Annotated in this window: 15 protein-coding genes; 4 read left to right on the plus strand and 11 right to left on the minus strand. The window is 62.5% G+C overall.

Annotated features, from left to right (window positions below; genetic code table 11):
- Positions 1-32: 32 nt before the first annotated feature.
- From M2400_RS26040 to paaZ, 3 genes are read left to right on the plus strand one after another with little or no spacing between them, the layout of a single operon-like run.
- Positions 33-341 carry a DUF485 domain-containing protein gene (locus M2400_RS26040; protein ID WP_177046539.1) on the plus strand — a complete coding sequence of 103 codons (309 nt, stop codon included), beginning with the start codon at positions 33-35 and terminating at the stop codon, positions 339-341.
- Complete coding sequence (locus tag M2400_RS26045) at positions 338-1,984, plus strand: cation acetate symporter (RefSeq protein WP_177046541.1); 1,647 nt, start codon at positions 338-340, stop codon at positions 1,982-1,984. Before M2400_RS26040 ends, M2400_RS26045 begins: the two co-directional genes overlap by 4 nt.
- 29 nt (positions 1,985-2,013) lie before the next feature.
- A complete protein-coding gene (gene paaZ, locus M2400_RS26050) occupies positions 2,014-4,068 on the plus strand; it encodes a phenylacetic acid degradation bifunctional protein PaaZ (RefSeq protein ID WP_259198959.1) in 2,055 nt (684 codons plus the stop codon).
- 135 nt (positions 4,069-4,203) lie between these two features.
- On the opposite strand, the gene M2400_RS26055 is transcribed toward paaZ, so the two are convergent.
- From M2400_RS26055 to M2400_RS26075, 5 genes are all read right to left on the minus strand, one after another.
- The gene (locus M2400_RS26055; protein ID WP_259198960.1) at positions 4,204-5,235 is read right to left on the minus strand and encodes a GNAT family N-acetyltransferase; all 1,032 of its coding nucleotides are present in this window, start codon (positions 5,233-5,235) and stop codon (positions 4,204-4,206) included.
- Between the two features lie 14 nt (positions 5,236-5,249).
- Positions 5,250-6,083 (minus strand): taurine dioxygenase, encoded by an 834-nt coding sequence (gene tauD, locus M2400_RS26060; protein ID WP_259198961.1) that lies wholly within the window; start codon positions 6,081-6,083, stop codon positions 5,250-5,252.
- 2 nt (positions 6,084-6,085) lie between these two features.
- The gene (tauA, locus tag M2400_RS26065) at positions 6,086-7,072 is read right to left on the minus strand and encodes a taurine ABC transporter substrate-binding protein (RefSeq protein WP_177046554.1); all 987 of its coding nucleotides are present in this window, start codon (positions 7,070-7,072) and stop codon (positions 6,086-6,088) included.
- 234 nt (positions 7,073-7,306) lie between these two features.
- Positions 7,307-8,176 (minus strand): oxaloacetate decarboxylase, encoded by an 870-nt coding sequence (locus tag M2400_RS26070; protein ID WP_177046556.1) that lies wholly within the window; start codon positions 8,174-8,176, stop codon positions 7,307-7,309.
- Between the two features lie 132 nt (positions 8,177-8,308).
- Positions 8,309-9,091 carry an SDR family NAD(P)-dependent oxidoreductase gene (locus tag M2400_RS26075; RefSeq protein WP_177115559.1) on the minus strand — a complete coding sequence of 261 codons (783 nt, stop codon included), beginning with the start codon at positions 9,089-9,091 and terminating at the stop codon, positions 8,309-8,311.
- 138 nt (positions 9,092-9,229) lie between these two features.
- Between M2400_RS26075 and M2400_RS26080 the strand changes: the two genes are divergently transcribed.
- Entirely contained in the window at positions 9,230-10,378 is a 1,149-nt protein-coding gene (locus M2400_RS26080; protein ID WP_177079409.1) for an aldose epimerase family protein, read from the plus strand.
- A 45-nt stretch (positions 10,379-10,423) separates the two neighbouring features.
- On the opposite strand, the gene araH is transcribed toward M2400_RS26080, so the two are convergent.
- From araH to araD1, 6 genes are all read right to left on the minus strand, one after another.
- Entirely contained in the window at positions 10,424-11,392 is a 969-nt protein-coding gene (araH, locus tag M2400_RS26085) for an L-arabinose ABC transporter permease AraH (protein ID WP_177046563.1), read from the minus strand.
- 10 nt (positions 11,393-11,402) lie between these two features.
- Positions 11,403-12,935: an L-arabinose ABC transporter ATP-binding protein AraG gene (araG, locus tag M2400_RS26090; RefSeq protein WP_259198962.1), complete on the minus strand. Its 1,533-nt coding sequence runs from the start codon at positions 12,933-12,935 to the stop codon at positions 11,403-11,405.
- Between the two features lie 64 nt (positions 12,936-12,999).
- Positions 13,000-14,004 carry a substrate-binding domain-containing protein gene (locus M2400_RS26095; RefSeq protein WP_177046567.1) on the minus strand — a complete coding sequence of 335 codons (1,005 nt, stop codon included), beginning with the start codon at positions 14,002-14,004 and terminating at the stop codon, positions 13,000-13,002.
- 56 nt (positions 14,005-14,060) lie between these two features.
- Positions 14,061-14,936, minus strand: a complete 876-nt coding sequence (locus M2400_RS26100) for an SMP-30/gluconolactonase/LRE family protein (protein WP_259198963.1) — start codon at positions 14,934-14,936, stop codon at positions 14,061-14,063.
- Positions 14,937-14,986: 50 nt separating this feature from the next.
- Positions 14,987-16,567 (minus strand): aldehyde dehydrogenase (NADP(+)), encoded by a 1,581-nt coding sequence (locus tag M2400_RS26105; RefSeq protein ID WP_259198964.1) that lies wholly within the window; start codon positions 16,565-16,567, stop codon positions 14,987-14,989.
- A gap of 10 nt (positions 16,568-16,577) precedes the next feature.
- Positions 16,578-17,570 (minus strand): AraD1 family protein, encoded by a 993-nt coding sequence (gene araD1, locus M2400_RS26110; RefSeq protein WP_259198965.1) that lies wholly within the window; start codon positions 17,568-17,570, stop codon positions 16,578-16,580.
- Positions 17,571-17,572 lie beyond the last annotated feature (2 nt).

Raw genomic sequence — 17,572 nt, forward strand, 5'->3', positions numbered from 1 at the left:
ACCACAACAACAATAAAAAGGAGCACACCGCCATGACCCCCGACGCTATCGAACGCATCCGTCGACATCCCGATTTCATCCAGTTGGTACGCCGCAAACAGAACCTGTACTGGTCGCTGTCGCTGATCATGCTGGTGATCTATTTCGGGTTTGTGCTGTTGGTGGCGTTCTCCCCGGCCACCCTCGGGCAGTCGTTGAGCGGCGGCGTGACCACCGTGGGCATGCTGGTGGGTGTGGTGATTGTGCTGCTGGCGTTCGCACTGACCGGCTTTTATGTGTACCGCGCCAACCATGTGATCGACCCGCTGAACGACAAACTCAAGCAGGAGTGCGCAGTATGAGCCGGCTTGTGGCGTGGTTTCTCCTGCCTTTGGCATTGGCCACCGACTTGGCGGTGGCCGCCGACGGTGCATCCCGGCCATTGAACTGGAACGCCATCGGCATGTTCCTGGTGTTCGTGCTGTTCACCCTCGGCGTCACCCGTTGGGCCGCCCTGCGCACCCGCTCCGCCAGCGATTTCTACACCGCCGGCGGCGGCATGAGCGGGTTCCAGAATGGCCTGGCGATCGCCGGCGACATGATCTCCGCGGCGTCATTCCTCGGCATCTCGGCGATGATGTTCCTCAACGGTTATGACGGCCTGCTTTACGCCCTGGGCGTGTTGGCTGGCTGGCCGATTATCCTGTTCCTGATCGCCGAACGCCTGCGCAACCTGGGCAAGTACACCTTTGCCGATGTGGTGTCCTACCGCCTGGAACAAACCCCGGTGCGCCTGACCTCGGCCTTCGGCACCCTGACCGTGGCCTTGATGTACCTGGTGGCGCAAATGGTTGGCGCCGGCAAGCTGATCGAGCTGCTGTTCGGCATCGACTACCTGTACGCGGTGATGCTGGTGGGCGTGCTGATGGTGTTCTACGTGACCTTCGGCGGCATGCTCGCCACCACCTGGGTGCAGATCATCAAGGCGGTGATGCTGCTGTTCGGTACCACTTTCATGGCGTTCATGGTGCTCAAGCATTTTGGCTTCAGCACCGAAGCGATGTTCGCCGGCGCCACCGCTGTGCACGCCAAGGGCAACGCGATCATGGCGCCGGGCGGCTTGCTGTCGAACCCGATCGATGCGATTTCCCTGGGCCTGGGCATGATGTTCGGCACCGCCGGGCTGCCGCATATCCTGATGCGCTTCTTTACCGTCAGCGACGCCAAGGAAGCGCGCAAGAGCGTGTTCTACGCCACCGGTTTCATTGGCTACTTCTACCTGCTGCTGATCATCGTCGGCTTTGGCGCCATCGTCATGGTGGGCACTGACCCGAGCTTCCGGGATGCCAATGGCGCAATCATCGGCGGCGGCAACATGATCGCCGTGCACCTGGCCCAGGCCGTGGGCGGCAACCTGTTCCTCGGGTTCATTTCGGCGGTGGCCTTCGCGACCATCCTGGCCGTGGTGGCCGGGCTGGCGTTGTCCGGCGCATCGGCGGTGTCCCATGACCTGTATGCCTGCGTGATCCGCAAGGGCCAGGCCAGTGAGCAACAGGAAATCCGCGTGTCGCGTATCGCCACGCTGTGCATCGGCGTGCTGGCGATCATCCTCGGCCTGCTGTTTGAGTCGCAGAACATTGCGTTCCTGTCGGGCCTGGTACTGGCAATCGCCGCCTCGGTGAATTTCCCGGTGCTGTTCCTCTCGATGTACTGGAAGGGCCTGACCACCCGTGGCGCGGTGACCGGCAGCCTGGCGGGGCTGGTCTCGGCCATCGTGCTGCTGGTGCTGAGCCCGGCGGTGTGGGTCAACGTGCTGCATTACGACAAGGCGCTGTTCCCGTACTCCAACCCGGCCCTGTTCTCCATGAGCCTGGCGTTTTTCAGCGCCTGGGTCTTTTCCGTCACCGACCGCTCGCCCCGCGCCGCCATTGAGCGCGGGCGTTACCTGGCGCAGTTCATTCGCTCCATGACCGGCATTGGTGCCGCAGGCGCCAGCAAACACTAACTCTCTTTATTCAACCCGGAGAAATCGTGATGCCTCACGCCCCTACCCTGCAAAGTTTTATCGCTGGCCGCTGGATCGGCCAACACGGCGCCCAGGTGCTGCGCAGCGCCATCGACGGCCACGAACTGGCACGCACCCATGAAGAGCGTCCGGACTTCGCCGAAGCCATCGAGCATGGCCGTCGCCAGGGCGTCAGCGGGCTGATGGCCCTGGACTTCCAGCAACGGGCCCAGCGCCTCAAGGCCATCGCCCTGTACCTGAGCGAGCGCAAGGAAAAGCTCTACGCCCTCTCCCACCACAGCGGCGCGACCCGTGCCGACAGCTGGATCGACATCGAAGGCGGCAACAGCACCCTGTTCACCTACGCCAGCCTCGGTTCGCGGGAGTTGCCATCGGGCAATATCGTCCACGAAGGCCCGGCAATGCAGTTGAGCAAGCTGGGGAGTTTCGCCGGTACGCACATCCTGGTGCCCCGTGGCGGCCTGGTGGTGCACATCAACGCGTTCAACTTCCCGATCTGGGGCATGCTGGAAAAATTCGCCCCGAGTTTCCTGGCGGGCATGCCGTGCATCGTCAAGCCGGCCAGCGCCACCAGCTACCTGACCGAAGCCGTGGTGCGCCTGATGGACGAATCCGGGCTGCTGCCAGCGGGCAGCCTGCAACTGGTGATCGGCAGCACCGGCGACCTGCTCGACCGCCTGCAAGGCCAGGACGTGGTGACCTTCACCGGCTCCGCCGACACCGCCGCCAAGCTGCGGGTCAACCCTAACCTGATCCGCAACTCGGTGCCGTTCAACGCCGAGGCTGACTCGCTGAACTGCGCGATCCTCGCCCCGGACGTGAGCCCGGACGACGAAGAGTTCGAGCTGTTCATCAAGGAAGTCGCCCGGGAAATGACCACCAAGGCCGGGCAGAAATGCACCGCCATTCGCCGCGCCATCGTGCCGGCCAAACACATCGACGCCGTCGCCACCCGCCTGCGGGATCGCCTGAAAAAAGTCGTGGTGGGCGACCCGTCGGTGGAGGGCGTGCGCATGGGCGCGCTGGCCTCCCACGACCAGCAGAAAGACGTGGCCGAGCGCCTGGAAAGCCTGTTGCAGAGCAGCGATATGTTGTTCGGCGCCCGCGACGGGTTTGAACCCCGCGGCGAAAACGTCAACCAGGGCGCGTTCTTCGCCCCGACCCTGCTGCAAGCACGAGACCCGCACGCTGAGGGTGGCGCACACGACATCGAGGCCTTCGGCCCGGTCAGCACCTTGATGGCCTACGACGACCTGGACGAAGCCCTCGCCCTCGCCGCACGGGGCAAAGGCAGCCTCGTCGCCAGCCTGATCACCAAAGACCCGCAGATCGCCGCCAAAGCCATTCCAGTCGCGGCTGCGTGGCACGGCCGCCTGCTGGTGCTCGACCGCGAATCCGCCGCCGAATCCACCGGCCACGGCTCGCCGCTGCCACAGCTCAAACACGGCGGCCCGGGCCGCGCCGGTGGTGGCGAAGAACTCGGCGGCTTGCGCGCGGTGAAACACTACCTGCAACGCGCGGCAGTCCAGGGCTCGCCCACCATGCTGGCGGCCGTCACCGGCGAATACGTGCGCGGCGCCAAGGTCATCGAGACCGAAGTGCACCCGTTCCGCCGGTTCTTCCAGGACCTGCAGATTGGCGAATCACTGCTGACCCACCGCCGCACCGTCACCGAGGCCGACCTGGTGAACTTCGGCTGCCTGTCGGGCGACCACTTCTACATGCACTTCGACGACATCGCCGCCAAGGAATCGCAATTCGGCAAGCGCATCGCCCATGGTTATTTTGTGCTGTCGGCGGCGGCCGGGCTGTTCGTGTCCCCGGCACCGGGGCCGGTGTTGGCGAACTACGGGTTGGACACCCTGCGGTTTATCAACCCGGTGGGCATTGGCGACACCATCCAGGCGCGGCTGACCTGCAAGCGCAAGATCGACCAGGGCAAGAAGAGCCCGCAGGGCATTCCGCAAGGCGTGGTGGCGTGGGATGTGGAGGTGACCAACCAGCTGGGTGAGTTGGTGGCCAGTTATGACATCTTGACGTTGGTGGTGAAACGCGAGGACTGATCGCTCAGAACAATGTGGGAGCTGTCGAGCTCCAGCGAGGCTGCGATGCAGGTGCTGCGGTCTGGCAGGTACAGCGCGGTGATCCCATCGCAGCCTCGCTGGGGCTCGACAGCTCCCACATTTGATCTCATTTGATCAGGAGAGTGTGTTCGTATCCCGGGACGCCCGGCGGTAAATCAGCGTATCGCGTACCCCGAAGTACTCGCAGCGACGCGCGCCTTGAAGGGTTTCCACCCATTCAAATCCCGCAGCCTCAGCCAGTCGTTGGCTGGATAGGTTCGCCGAGGAAGTGGTCAGACGCAGTGTGTGCCCGGTCAACTGCGAAACCAGAGCAGCCAAAGCCTCCCTCATCAGCCCCAGACCGGCGTGAGCCTGATTGCCCCAATAGCCAACTTCGTAGCTGTAAACCTCATCGACCAGCGGCAGCAGGCCGATACAGCCCACCAATGCCTGGGGATCGTCGCGAGATAACAGAAAATATCTTTTCTCCCCGGCAGGTTCATCGAAGTCTTTTGTCGCCCGCTGCAAGCTTTCCTGCGTGTCCTCCAGCGTCCAGTGCGGCTTGCTCCATACGAGAAACTGACGGTGCAATGCGTAGCTGGCGTTCAAGGCATCGGCGAGTTTTTCAGCGAGCACCACATCAGGCACAACCAGGGTCATCCGGGCAGTTTGCAGGGTTGTGGGCAGCGGAGCCTGTTGTTCGATGGTTTGCACCCATACGAATCCTTCGTCTTCACTAGGCGTCTCAAGCATATTGAACACGCTTTTCAACGCCTCCTCCGGCACTCTCTTGTCAGCGCTGCGTTGTGCGTTTCGCGCTAACGCCAGCTCCAAGGGTGCACTCACCAGGATGCCCGTTACCGGGATTGCATATTCCCTGACAATGGAAAGCAGCTCCTCCCGATGACGCCGCGCAGGCAGGGCCGCATCGAAGACGATCGCCCCACGACCCAACCGCTCAAGGTTTTCCGACACCCAGCGCGACTTGCCAGCCCCCTGCACGCCCATGACCACGTAAACATGAGCACCCGCTTCGGCTTCCGACAGTACGTGCCTCAACCGTGCATACGCGAGCTGCCATGCCTGTCGATTTCGCTCAGGCGTGAATTCCCTGCCGAACTCGGTTTCCAGATAGTCGTCCGGGTTGATCACCAAGGGCAGGTCCATCGACTGATCCTCCATCAAAAAGGCACGTCACCCAAAATCGTCGCGCGGTGCATCACCCGCCTTTGCGGCCGGTAATCATCAATCGCGTAATGCTGGGTAATGCGGTTATCCCAGAACGCTACATCATTCGCCTTCCACCGCCAACGCACGGTAAATTCCGGGCGGCTCACGTGGCTGAACAACAGCCGCAGCAGCGCCTCACCTTCTGCCGCCTCAAGCTCGTTGATTCGCGTGGTGAAGCCTTCATTCACAAACAATGCCTTGCGACCCGTAGCGGGATGGGTCCTGACCACCGGGTGTGACAGCGGCGGGTGATCCTTCCTGGCTTTTTCGTAGCGTACCAATGCTTCGGGCGTGCTGCCAAACCGTTCGGTGGGAAAGGACTTGGTCAACTCGTGGGTAGCGGTCAGGCCATCAAGCAGATGCCTGATGGGGGCCGATAACGCTTCGAACGCTGCCACGCCATTGGCCCACAACGTATCCCCGCCAAAGGCCGGCACTTGCCTGGCCGCCAATACGGAGCCCATCGCCGGCGCGGCGAGGAAGGTCACGTCGGTGTGCCAGATGGCGTTGTCGCGCACATCGGTCACGGCGGTGTCGATCAGCAGCAGTTCCGGGTGCTGGTCAACGTGCGGATAAATCGGATGCCGGTGCAAATCACCAAATCGCGCGGCAAACGCTACGTGCTGCGCGGGGGTAATGGCCTGGTTACGGAAGAACAACACCTGATGCTGCAGCAGTGCTTGCTCTACCCAGTCGTGCTGTTGATCAGTCAAAGTCAGGGACATATCCAGCCCCTCGACCTCGGCGCCGATGGCAGGGCCAAGGGGATGAAGCGTCAGGCCCATGATTACTCTCCGATGAACTTGTCGCTGACAAAGGCTGAATAGTCCGGCAGCACCTTTTCGATTTTCCCCTGTTCCTTCAGAAACTCGGCGGTCTTGGCGATTTCCTTGGCCGTACCGCCGGCGAGGTATTGCGCGCTTTTCTGTTCGGCGGCTGTCGGGAACGAAGAGCCTTCCAGCAACTCGGGAATATCCGCAGCGTTAGCCCCGGTGAGCCGGGCGATGCTCTTCACAGGGGCAGAGTCGGCAGTCCAGTCTTTTTTATGCGCCGCATAATCGGCAATGGCTGCCAGGCTGACCTTGGCAAAGTCGGCCACGATCTTGGGGTTCTTTTCGGCGAAATCCTTGCGGGCGACCCACACTTCAAAGGTCGGCGCGCCCCAGTTTGAAACCTCGCCAGCGTCGGTGAGGATCTTGCCGGTCTTGCGGATTTCTCCCAGGGCAGGCGACCAGGTAAACGCCCCGTCGATATCGCCACGGGCCCACGCGGCGGTGATTTGCGCCGGTGTCAGGTTGACGATGTTGACCTTGCGCGGGTCCAGGTTCCAGTGCTTCAGCGCACCCAGCAGGCTGTAATGGGAGGTTGAGACAAACGGCACGGCGATGGTTTTGCCGATCAGGTCGTCAGGAGTCTTGATCCCGCTGCCGTCGCGCACCACCAGTGCCTCGGAACTGCGGATCTGGGCGCTGACAATGAATGCCACCAACGGCATGTTGCGCGAAGCCGCTGCGGCCAGCGGGCTGGAACCCAGGTTGCCGATCTGTACATCGCCGGACGCCATCGCCGCCAACACGGCCGGGCCCGCATCGAATGCGCGCCAATCGATTTTCTGGCCAATGCCCTTTTCATATTCGCCATCGGCAATCGCGCGCTTGATCGGGTCGATGCCGTTGATGTAGCCGAAGGTCAGGTCAGCGGATTGAGCACTTAGGGAAAGGACAGCGAGGCCCACGGCCGAGAAGAGATTCCGGGCCAGTTTCAGCGTTTTCATTTTTATAGATTCCTGAGCGGATAAGACTTGAGCAGCGCGGTTCCCGGCTCTTCAAGGGTCAACTCAGTTAGATGATATTGATCTATAAAAAATAAAATAAATAATTTTATGGAATTAGCTTAGAGCCTCTGTAGGAGCGAGCTTGCTCGCGAAAAACGTCAACGATAACGCTGGCATCCTGAATGCACGCGGTGTCCTCGAGTTTTTCGCGAGCAAGCTCGCTCCTACAGGGTTTTACTCTTGAACGTCCATGAACTCTTTGGCCCAGTTCACGTAGGTATCGGGGAAGGTGTAGGTATGGGTTAACTCGCTGGCCGTCAGGTTTGACGTGCTGCGGGTGAGGTTGCGCTGTTCGCGAAGGCTGTCGTAGGTGGCCTTGATCGAGGCGAAGTAGGCGCCGTGGCCGGCCACCACAATCCGCACGCCCAGTTTGGCCAGGCGTTCATTGTCATTGAGGTTCGGGTTGGCGTAGGTCACCAGCATCAGCGGCACCGTCAGGCCTTCGGCGATCTGTTCAAGGTGGTCGAAGTCACGGATACCCACCATGCAGATGCCGTCTGCACCCGCCTCTTGGTACGCCTTGGTGCGATGGATAACGTCGTCCACCGGCAGCACGGCGGCGTTGGTCCGGGCGATGATCGAAAGCTGCGGATCAACCCGCGCCTCCAGCGCCGCCTTGACCTTGCCCACGCCCTCTTCGGTGCTGATGAGGTCGGTGGATTTACGCCCGAACTGCGCAGGCAGCAAGGTATCTTCAATCGTCAGCGCCGAAACGCCCGCACGCTCCAGCTCCTGCACGGTGCGCATCACGTTCAGCGCATTGCCGTAGCCGTGATCGGCGTCGGCGATTACCGGCAGTTGTGCAACCCGGCCGATCCGGGTGGCCTGCTCGACGAATTCACTCAGGGTAATCAGCGCGAAGTCCGGTGCAGCCAGGACCTGCAGCGACGCCACCGAACCGCCCAGGATACCGACTTCAAAGCCCAGGTCTGCAGCGATCCTGGCCGACATCGGGTCAAACACCGAAGCGGTATGAAAGCAGTGTTGGGAGGCGAGCAACTCGCGAAACGAGCGCCGTAGATCGTGGTGGGAAATTTTCGACATGTTCACTCCTCACTGTCGCCGTGTACGCGGGAACGACCAGTGCCAATTCAAAAGTAACGCTAGCGTATCACGCCCAAAATAAATGGTTGATGACGTTTGAGAAACTTAGAGATCACGTTTGGCAGAGACGTTTCAGACCCAACCCCCATCCACAATAAAATTCTGCGCCGAGCACATCGCCGACACATCCGACGCCAGAAACAGCGCCATGTTGGCGATATGTTCCGGCTGCACACTGCCCGGCAGGCACTGGCTGCGGCTGATCAGTTCCCGGGCCGCGTCGTCCACCCACAGCGCCAGTTGTTTTTCGGTCATTACCCAACCCGGCACCAGCGTGTTGACCCGGATCCGGCTGGGCCCCAGCTCTCGTGCCAGGGCGCGGGTCATGCCGTGGGCCGCAGCTTTGCTGGCGGCGTACACCGGGTAGCCGCTGGAGGCCATCATCCAGCCGACGGACCCCAGGTTGATGATCGAGCCGTGCCCCGCCGCCTTCATCATCGGTACCACGGCCCGGGCGGCAAAAAAGGCGTGCTTCAGGTTGACTGAAATCAGTTGGTCGAACAGCTCTGAGTCGATTTGATCCAGAGTGTGCCGAACGTCATTGGCGGCGTTGTTCACCAGCACGTTGATCGGCCCCAGGGTTTGCGCAAGGCGCCCGATCGCGGCCTTGTAGGCGATCTCGTCGGTGATGTCGCAATGGGCGAACTCGACGCTATGCCCCTCGGCCGACAGTACCGCCGCCAACCGGTCACCCTGCCCTTGCGCCCGGTCCACGAACGCCACCCTGGCACCCTGGCGTGCAAAGGCTCGCACCATGGATTCGCCAATCCCGGAAGCCCCTCCGGAAATCAACACCGTCTTATCCCGCAGGTCCGGGTACGTGGCTTGGGCGACAGGCTGTTTTTCAGTGTGCATGTGACGGTCACTCCGCTCTATTTAGTCTTATTTTATATTGCAAATTTTGCGATTTTGTCTATATATCAGCACGGCACTTGATCGAAATACGATAAATAGTCGAACTATTTAATTAACAACAATAAAGGTAGCTCAGTCATGCGGCAATCCCGATTCCTGCTTACCAGCCTTGGCCTCTCCCTGGCGATGGCCAGCCTTGGCGCTCATGCCGCTGGCTTGTCCAGCGAACACAAACCCTTCGGCAAGACCAACGACGGCACCGCCGTCGAGCAGTACGTGTTGCGTAACAGCCATGGCATGCAAGCCACGGTCATCACCTACGGCGCTGTGCTGCAGTCGCTCAAGGTACCGGACAAACACGGCCAGTTCGCCGATGTGGTACTGGGCTTCGATAACGTCCAGGGCTATCAGGCCGGCACTGCGTTCTTTGGCGCGACCATCGGCCGTTTTGGCAATCGCCTGGCCAAAGGCGCGTTCGAACTGGACGGCAAACGCTTCCAGGTGCCCCTCAACGACGGGCCAAACTCGTTGCACGGTGGCCCGCAGGGCTTCGACAAGCACGTTTGGAAAGCCCAGCCGGTCAAGCAGGATGACTCGGTGGGCGTGACCCTCAGCTACCTGTCGAAGGACGGCGAGATGGGTTTTCCCGGCAACCTGAAAGTCGATGTCACCTATAGCCTCAACGACAACAACGAGTTGCACATCGACTACAAGGCCAGCACCGATAAACCCACGGTGCTGAACCTCACCAACCACAGTTACTTCAACCTCGCCGGCGCCGGTAACGGTGACGTGCTCAAGCAACTGGCCACCCTGCATGCCAGCCATTACACCCCGGTCAACAGCACCTTGATTCCCACCGGCGAACTGGCCCCGGTGGCCGGCACGCCGATGGACTTTCTCAAACCTACCGCCATCGGCCAGCACATCAAGGACGATCATCCCCAGCTGAAATACGCCGAGCCGAAACAAGGTGGCTTTGACTTCAACTGGGTGCTGGACACCCAGGGTGACCTCGGCAAACTGGCCGCCGAGGTGCACGACCCGCAGTCCGGGCGCCGCTTGCAGCTATATACCAGCGAGCCCGGCGTGCAGTTCTATACCAGCAACTTCCTCGACGGTTCGATCAAGGGCAAGGGTGGCAAACCCTACGCCCACTGGAGCGCGTTTACCCTGGAAACCCAACACTTTCCCGACGCTCCCAACCAGCCGAATTTCCCGTCCACCCGCCTCGACCCTGGCCAGACCTACACCCAGAACACCGTGCTGAAATTCTCTGCCAACTAAACGGGTGAGAGCTGTCGAGCTGAAGCTCGACAGCTCTCACCAGGTTCAACGTTGCTTCATGCGATCAATCACCACCGCCAGCAGCAGGATCGAACCCCGGATCACGTACTGGTAGAAGGTATCGATGTTCTTCAGGTTCATCGCATTCTCGATGATCGCCAGGATCAGCACCCCGGCAATCACGTGGCGAATCATGCCTATCCCGCCGCTCAACGAGACCCCGCCCAGCACACAGGCCGAAATCACCGTGAGTTCAAAACCCTGGCCAATCATCGGCTGGCCGGAGGTCATGCGCGAAGCCAGGATCACGCCGGCCAGGGCGCCAATCACCCCGTGCACGGCGAAGATGATGATCTTGGTGCGATCCACGTTCACCCCCGCCAGCAACGCCGCCTCCGGGTTGCCGCCGATGGCCATGGTGTTGCGCCCGTAAGTGGTGTAGTTGAGCAGCCAGCCGAAGAACAGGAAGCACACGATGGTGATCAGGATCGGCACCGGCACACCCAACAATTGGCCATTGCCGAAGACAAAGAACGAATCCTGGGACACGCCCACCGCCTTGCCGTTGGCAAAGATATAGGCCAAGCCGCGCACGATCTGCATGGTCGCCAGCGTGGTGATCAGCGCATTCACCCGCAGCTTGGCGATCACGATGCCGTTGATCAATCCCACCACCAGGCCCATCAGCAGCGCCGCACCGATGCCCAGGAACACGCTGTCGGTGTCGCGCATCACGATCGCTGCCACCACCCCGGCGCAGGCAATCACCGAGCCTACCGACAGGTCGAAATGCCCGGACGCCAGGCAATACAGCATGGTGCACGCGGCAATCCCGGTGGTGGAGATCGCCAGCCCCAGGCCACGCATATTGAGGGGCGAGAGGAAGTTGTCGATCAGCAAGGTGCAGAGCACGAAGATCCCCACCGCTGCCAGCAGCATCGCCCAGTTGTCCAGCAGGCTGCGCAGGTCCAGGGGCTTGCGCGCCGTGGGCAGCGCCGTGTTTTGGCTTGTCATAGTCACCTCGTCAGTTCCCGGCGCGTTGGCGCGGCAGGGCCATTTGCAGCAGGTTGGATTCATTGGCGTGTTCGCGGCTCATCTCGCCGCGCATCGCGCCTTCACACAGCACCAGGATTCGGTCGGAAATTCCCATCACTTCCATCAGGTCGCTGGACACCACGATCACCGCAATCCCGCGGGCCGCCAGGTCATGGATGATCTGGTAGATCTCGGCCTTCGCGCCGATGTCGATGCCCCGGGTGGGCTCGTCCAGCAGCAGGACTTTCATCGGCATCGACAGCCAGCGCCCGAGAATGGCCTTCTGTTGATTGCCACCGGACAGGTACATGATTTTCTGCGCGGCCGTGGGCGTCTTGACCTTCAGCGCCTGGATCTGCCGGGCGGCGTTGTCCTTCTCCCAACGGCCGCGCAATAACCAGCCAAACCGCGAATGGGCACTGCGCGCGCTGATATTGATGTTCTCGGCAACGCTGGACAGCGGCACGATGCCCTCCTTCTTGCGGTCCTCGGGGCACAGCAGGATGCCGGCGTCGATCGCGTCGCGGGGTGAGCGCAGGCGCAAGGCTTCACCGCATAAATCGAGGCTGCCGGCGGTGGTGCGCGCAAGGCCGCCCAGCAGCCGCAGCATCTCGGTACGCCCGGCGCCCACCAGCCCGAACAGGCCGAGAATCTCGCCCTGGTGAACCTCGAAACTCACCGGTTCACGCAAGCCGTGGCCCAGCACGCCGTTGACCTTGAGCGCCACCGCACCGCGCGCACGTGGGCGGTAGTCGTAGATGTCCTGGATGTCGCGACCGACCATGCAAGTCACCAGTTGATCGTGGGTCAGGCTGCTCATGTCCTCGAAGGTGCGCACGTAGCGCCCGTCCTTGAACACGGTCACCGCGTTGCAGAGGCGGAACACCTCTTCCATGCGATGGGACACGTAAAGCACCACTTTGCCCTCGTCCCGCAGGCGACCGATGATTGCCATCAGCCGGTCGATCTCCCGCGCCGACAGGCTGCTGGTGGGTTCGTCGAAAGCAATCACATGGGCGCCACGGGACAACGCCTTGGCGATTTCCACCAACTGGCGCTGGCCCAGGGACAGCCGCCCGACTTTTTCCTCGGGGTCGATTTCATCCGCCAGGCCCTTGAGACACGCCAATGCCTGCTGGCGCAACGCACTGCGGTTGATCAAGCCAAAGCTGGCCGGCAGGTGCCCGAGGAACAGGTTTTCGGCCACGCTCATTTCCGGCACCAGGTGCAACTCCTGGTGGATCACCGCGACGCCGCTGGCGATGCTGTCGGCCGCGCACTTGAAGGCCAGGGTGTGCGCGCCGATCTGCAGGCTGCCGCTGCTGGGCTGGTAGGCGCCGCCGAGGATTTTCAGCAGCGTGGATTTGCCGGCGCCGTTCTCGCCCATCAAGGCGTGGACCTGCCCGGGGTGGGCGCTGAAGCTGATGCCGTCCAGCGCCTTGACCCCGGGAAACGTCTTGCCGATACCGTTGAAGCACAGGCTGGCGCCGGCGCTCTCGGGTTGTTTCAGTTGCGCGTGCATAACCACCTCGTCACACAGGTCAGGCAGCCCCGCCACCAGGGCCGCCGGGGAACGTCAGCGGTCGTCAGTTCCACAGACCGATCTTTTCCAGCTCCTGCTTGAAGTTCTCGCGGGTGATCAGCGTGACCTCGTCCATCGCGGTGTACTTCGGTGGTTCCTTACCGGTGGTGATCCACTCGAACATCATGCTCGCGGTGTTGTAGCCCTCGATGTGCGGGCTGGGCAGCATGGAACCGAAGAAGCCGCTGTTGGCTTTCTTCAACTCGCCGATGGCGTCGGTGCCGTTGATGCCGATACCGATGACATTGGCCGCGGCAAAGCCGGCGCTTTCGGTGGCGCGCACGCCGCCGAGCACGGTGTTGTCATTCATGCCGCCGATGATCAGGTTTTTCGCGCCGCCGGGCAGTTTCACCAATGCCGAGTTGGTGGCGTCCATGCTGCCAGGCACGTCGAGGGTCTTGAGGGCCGCATACAGGATGTGGTCGTCTGGAATGCCGGCGGCTTTCAGGGATTTGACCGAACCGTCGGTGCGCTTCTTGCCGGTGTCGAGTTCGTTGTAGGTGTTGATCACCGCGTAGGTGTCCTTCCAGTCCCAGCCGCGTTTTTTCGCCTCGGTGGCCATGGCGCTGCCCTGCTTCTCGCCCACTTCAAAGGCGGCCATGCCCAGGTAAGGCACGTCTTCCATGAAGTTGCCCTTGGCATCCACAAAGCGGTCATCCACGGCGATCACTTTCAAGCCGTTGGCCTTGGCCTTGGCCATGATGGCCGGGCCCAGGGACACGTCCGGCGGGCAAATCACAAAGCCCTTGGCGCCGTTGGCGGCCAGGCTGTCGATGGCCGAGAGGGTTTTCTCGCCGTCGGGCACGGCGATCTTGATCACTTCAAAGCCCTTGTCCTTGCCGGCCTTTTCGGCGAAGGCCCATTCGGTCTGGAACCACGGTTCTTCGGCCTGCTTGACCAGAAAGCCGATTTTCACAGGCTCAGCCGCCAGCAACAGGCCGCTGAGGCTGAACGCAGACGCCGCCACAGCGGCGCAGCACAGGGAACGGATACCACGACGACGATTCATAGGGTGACTCCTTGTTGTTGTTTTTGAGTGGGTTGAACAGCGGTGAAGCCTGTGGGTTATCCGGCGAACCGGTGGCAGATTTTCCCCGGTACATCGACCTCGATGGCCAGTACCGCACCATCCAGCGGGTGATTCAGCGGGCTGGCGGCGCTGGTGATGTACAAGGTCTTGAGGTCCGGGCCTGCGAACACGCAACTGGTGGGACGGCTGACCGGCAGCTCGAGCACCCGGTCGACCTCGCCACCCGGGGTCAAGCGCAGCAGGCAACTGCCATCCCAGCGGGCGTTCCAGATATAGCCTTCGGTGTCCATGGCCGAACCGTCCGGGCCGCCGCGCGGGTGAGGCCCGAACCAGGTTTGTGCGGGGGCGAGCTGCCCCTCATCGGTGATCGAATGTCGATACAGCGTGCCGTCCAGGCTGTCGCCGAAATGCACGTGGGTGCCTTCGTCATTCCACAGCAAGGTGTTGGGAATCCCCAAGCCGTGCAGCAACGGTGTGACGTGACCGTCGGCATCCACCCGGAACAGCCCGCCGGAACGCCGCAGCACCGGCAGGTCTTCACCCTGGGCGCCGATGTTGTTCTGCATGGTGCCCAGCCATAGCCGGCCCCGGGCATCGCAGCGGGCTTCGTTGGCCCGGTTGCCCGGGTGCGGGTCGGCGACGCAAAGCAAGGTCAGGCGTGGGTCGGACTGCGGCGAATCGAGGTCGAGCCGGTACACGCCGCTGCTCAGGGTCACCAGCGCATCGCCACTTGCACACGGGATAAACGCCGAGACCGGTTCGGGCAGTTGCCAGGCGTGCAGTTGCCCGCCCTGCAGGCGCAACGCCTGCCGGCCGATGATATCCACCCAGTACAGCGCCTGGCCCGGCACGTCCCAGAACGGGCCTTCGCCCAGTCGAGCCCGGTGCGGTGTGACTGCGGTCCACGACATGAAACCTCCTGCGTTCTTGTTGTTTTCAGGTGGTAATGAACTTGCTCGCGTTACAGCGCTTCGCGAGACGGCTGCCCATCTACCAGACGCTGAATGCGCAAGGGGTTGGCATTCTTCAGGGCGTCGGGGAGCAGGCTATCAGGGTAATTTTGAAAGCACACAGGTCGCAGGAAACGATCGATGGCCAAGGTGCCCACCGAGGTGCCACGGGCATCGGACGTCGCCGGATACGGCCCGCCGTGGACCATCGCATCACACACTTCGACCCCGGTAGGGTAGCCGTTGAGCAGGATGCGCCCGACCTTTTGCTCCAGCAGCGGCGTCAACTCGCTGAACTCAGTGAAATCCGCCGGTTCGCCAATGATCGTCGCCGTGAGCTGGCCGTGCAGGCCGTGCAACGCGGCAGTCAGTTGCGCCTGGTCGGCTACCGCCACAAAAACGGTGGTGGGGCCGAACACTTCTTCCTGCAGCACTTCATCACCGTTGATCAGCAGGCTGGCATCCGCCTTGAACAGCTGTGGCTGTGCCTGATTGCCGGCTTGCGCCTCGCCCGCCAAGTGCTCGATGCCAGGGTGGGCGCGAAGGGTTTGCAGACCTTTGCCATAGCTGCTCAACGTGCCGGCATTAAGCATGGTTTGCGCCGGTTGCCCGGCCATCAGTTGCACGACCTGATGGGTGAAGGCGCGAAATGCAGGCGAAGCAATGCCGATCACCAGGCCCGGGTTGGTGCAGAACTGGCCGCAGCCCTGGACCACCGAGGCCACCAGGTCACGGGAGACGCTGCCTGCCCGGGTTTGCAGGGCCTGGGGCAGGACGATGACCGGGTTGATGCTGGACATCTCGGCAAACACCGGGATCGGTTGCGGGCGGGCGGCCGCCATGTCACACAAGGCCCGACCGCCCTTGAGCGAGCCGGTAAACCCCACCGCCTGGATCGCCGGGTGCTTGACCAGCGCCTCCCCCACACCGCCGCCGTAGATCATGTTGAACACGCCGTCGGGCATGCCGGTGCTGTGGGCCGCCCGCAGGATCGCGTCGGCCACCCGCTCGGCGGTGGCCATGTGGCCGCTGTGGGCCTTGAACACCACCGGGCAGCCGGCGGCCAGCGCGGCGGCGGTGTCGCCACCGGCCGTGGAAAACGCCAGGGGAAAGTTGCTCGCCCCAAACACCGCCACCGGGCCAAGACCGATGCGGTACTGGCGCAGATCCGGGCGTGGCAAGGGCTGGCGATCCGGCAGCGCCTGATCGATACGCGCACCGTAGAAATCACCGCGCCGCAGTACTTTGGCGAACAGGCGCATCTGGCCGCTGGTACGGCCGCGCTCGCCCTGGATGCGCCCGGCGGGCAGCGCCGTTTCGCGGCAGACTAAGGCGACGAAGTCATCGCCCAGGGCGTCCAGCTCATCGGCAATTGCTTCCAGGAACGCCGCGCGATGCTGCGCGCTCAGGGTGCGATAGGCCGGGTAAGCCGCCGCCGCAGCGTTGGCCGCAGCGTCGACTTCCTGCGCCGTCGCCTGGTAGAAATCAAAGGGCAAGGCCTCGCCGGTGGTGGCGTCAACGCTCTGGAGCGTGACGCTGCCGGCCGCGCTGCGCCGCCCGCCGATGTAGTTGTGGCCGATAATCCGGGTCATGCCTGTCTCCTTAAAGGGTGCCTACGCGACCGGGTTCCAGGCCGCCGTCGACCCGCGCAATGCCGTTGATCAAGGGCGCGCCGAACTCAGCCTGGCTGATTTCGAATACATCCCCGGGCTGGGTCCGAATGCCCTCGGCAAACGACAAGGTGGCGGTGCCGAAGAAATGGATATGCACGTCCCCCGGGCGCAGGAACTGGCTGTATTTGAAATGGTGGTATTCCAGGTTTTCCAGGCTGTGGCACATGTTGGCTTCGCCACTGAGGAATTCGTTCTGCCACAGCACTTCGCCGTCGCGCAGGATACGGCTGGTGCCCGCCAGGTGCCGGGGCAGCTCACCCAGGCGCAACTCGGGACCATAGCTGCAACTGCGCAGTTTGGAGTGGGCCAGGTACAGGTAATTCTTGCGCTCCATCACGTGGTCGGAAAACTCATTGCCCACCGCGTAGCCCAGGCGATACGGCCTGCCGTCGTGGCCAATCACATACAGCCCGGCGATTTCCGGCTCTTCGCCGGCGTCCTCGGCAAACGCCGGCACCGGGAACGGCTGCCCCGGGCGCACCACCACGCTGCCGTCGCCCTTGTAGAACCACTCCGGTTGCACACCGGCCTGGCCCGAGGCCGGTTTGCCGCCCTCCACACCCCATTTGAAGATGCGCATGGAGTCGGTCATCGCGCTCTCGTCACCGGCCTGCTGGTGCATCTTGTCCCGGGCCGACGCGCTGCCCAGGTGGGTCAGGCCGGTACCGCTGACCAGCATATGCGCCGGGTCCGGATGATCCAGCGGCGGCAGGATGCGCTGCCCGGCCAGCAGCTCGGCATAGTCGTGGCTGGCCCCGAGGCCGAGGCGCTCCACCTGCTGTTGCAAGGTGACACCGGCCTCGATGGCGGCGAGCGCCAGGTCGCGTACCGAGCGTGCCGATTGCACCTCGCGCACCTGCCCGCCCTCGACCACGCCCACCCGGCGTTCGCCATTGCTCAATTCAAACTGCACTAAACCCATGA

Source organism: Pseudomonas sp. BIGb0558, assembly GCF_024807515.1.
GTDB classification, from domain to species: domain Bacteria; phylum Pseudomonadota; class Gammaproteobacteria; order Pseudomonadales; family Pseudomonadaceae; genus Aquipseudomonas; species Aquipseudomonas yamanorum_A.

Bases quoted from the DNA above. Each gene is read 5' to 3' on its own strand.
- M2400_RS26040 (WP_177046539.1), top strand. From the start codon at position 33: ATGACCCCCGACGCTATCGAACGCATCCGTCGACATCCCGATTTCATC.
- M2400_RS26045 (WP_177046541.1), top strand. From the start codon at position 338: ATGAGCCGGCTTGTGGCGTGGTTTCTCCTGCCTTTGGCATTGGCCACC.
- paaZ (WP_259198959.1), top strand. From the start codon at position 2,014: ATGCCTCACGCCCCTACCCTGCAAAGTTTTATCGCTGGCCGCTGGATC.
- M2400_RS26055 (WP_259198960.1), bottom strand. From the start codon at position 5,235: ATGGACCTGCCCTTGGTGATCAACCCGGACGACTATCTGGAAACCGAG.
- tauD (WP_259198961.1), bottom strand. From the start codon at position 6,083: ATGGGCCTGACGCTTCATCCCCTTGGCCCTGCCATCGGCGCCGAGGTC.
- tauA (WP_177046554.1), bottom strand. From the start codon at position 7,072: ATGAAAACGCTGAAACTGGCCCGGAATCTCTTCTCGGCCGTGGGCCTC.
- M2400_RS26070 (WP_177046556.1), bottom strand. From the start codon at position 8,176: ATGTCGAAAATTTCCCACCACGATCTACGGCGCTCGTTTCGCGAGTTG.
- M2400_RS26075 (WP_177115559.1), bottom strand. From the start codon at position 9,091: ATGCACACTGAAAAACAGCCTGTCGCCCAAGCCACGTACCCGGACCTG.
- M2400_RS26080 (WP_177079409.1), top strand. From the start codon at position 9,230: ATGCGGCAATCCCGATTCCTGCTTACCAGCCTTGGCCTCTCCCTGGCG.
- araH (WP_177046563.1), bottom strand. From the start codon at position 11,392: ATGACAAGCCAAAACACGGCGCTGCCCACGGCGCGCAAGCCCCTGGAC.
- araG (WP_259198962.1), bottom strand. From the start codon at position 12,935: ATGCACGCGCAACTGAAACAACCCGAGAGCGCCGGCGCCAGCCTGTGC.
- M2400_RS26095 (WP_177046567.1), bottom strand. From the start codon at position 14,004: ATGAATCGTCGTCGTGGTATCCGTTCCCTGTGCTGCGCCGCTGTGGCG.
- M2400_RS26100 (WP_259198963.1), bottom strand. From the start codon at position 14,936: ATGTCGTGGACCGCAGTCACACCGCACCGGGCTCGACTGGGCGAAGGC.
- M2400_RS26105 (WP_259198964.1), bottom strand. From the start codon at position 16,567: ATGACCCGGATTATCGGCCACAACTACATCGGCGGGCGGCGCAGCGCG.
- araD1 (WP_259198965.1), bottom strand. From the start codon at position 17,570: ATGGGTTTAGTGCAGTTTGAATTGAGCAATGGCGAACGCCGGGTGGGC.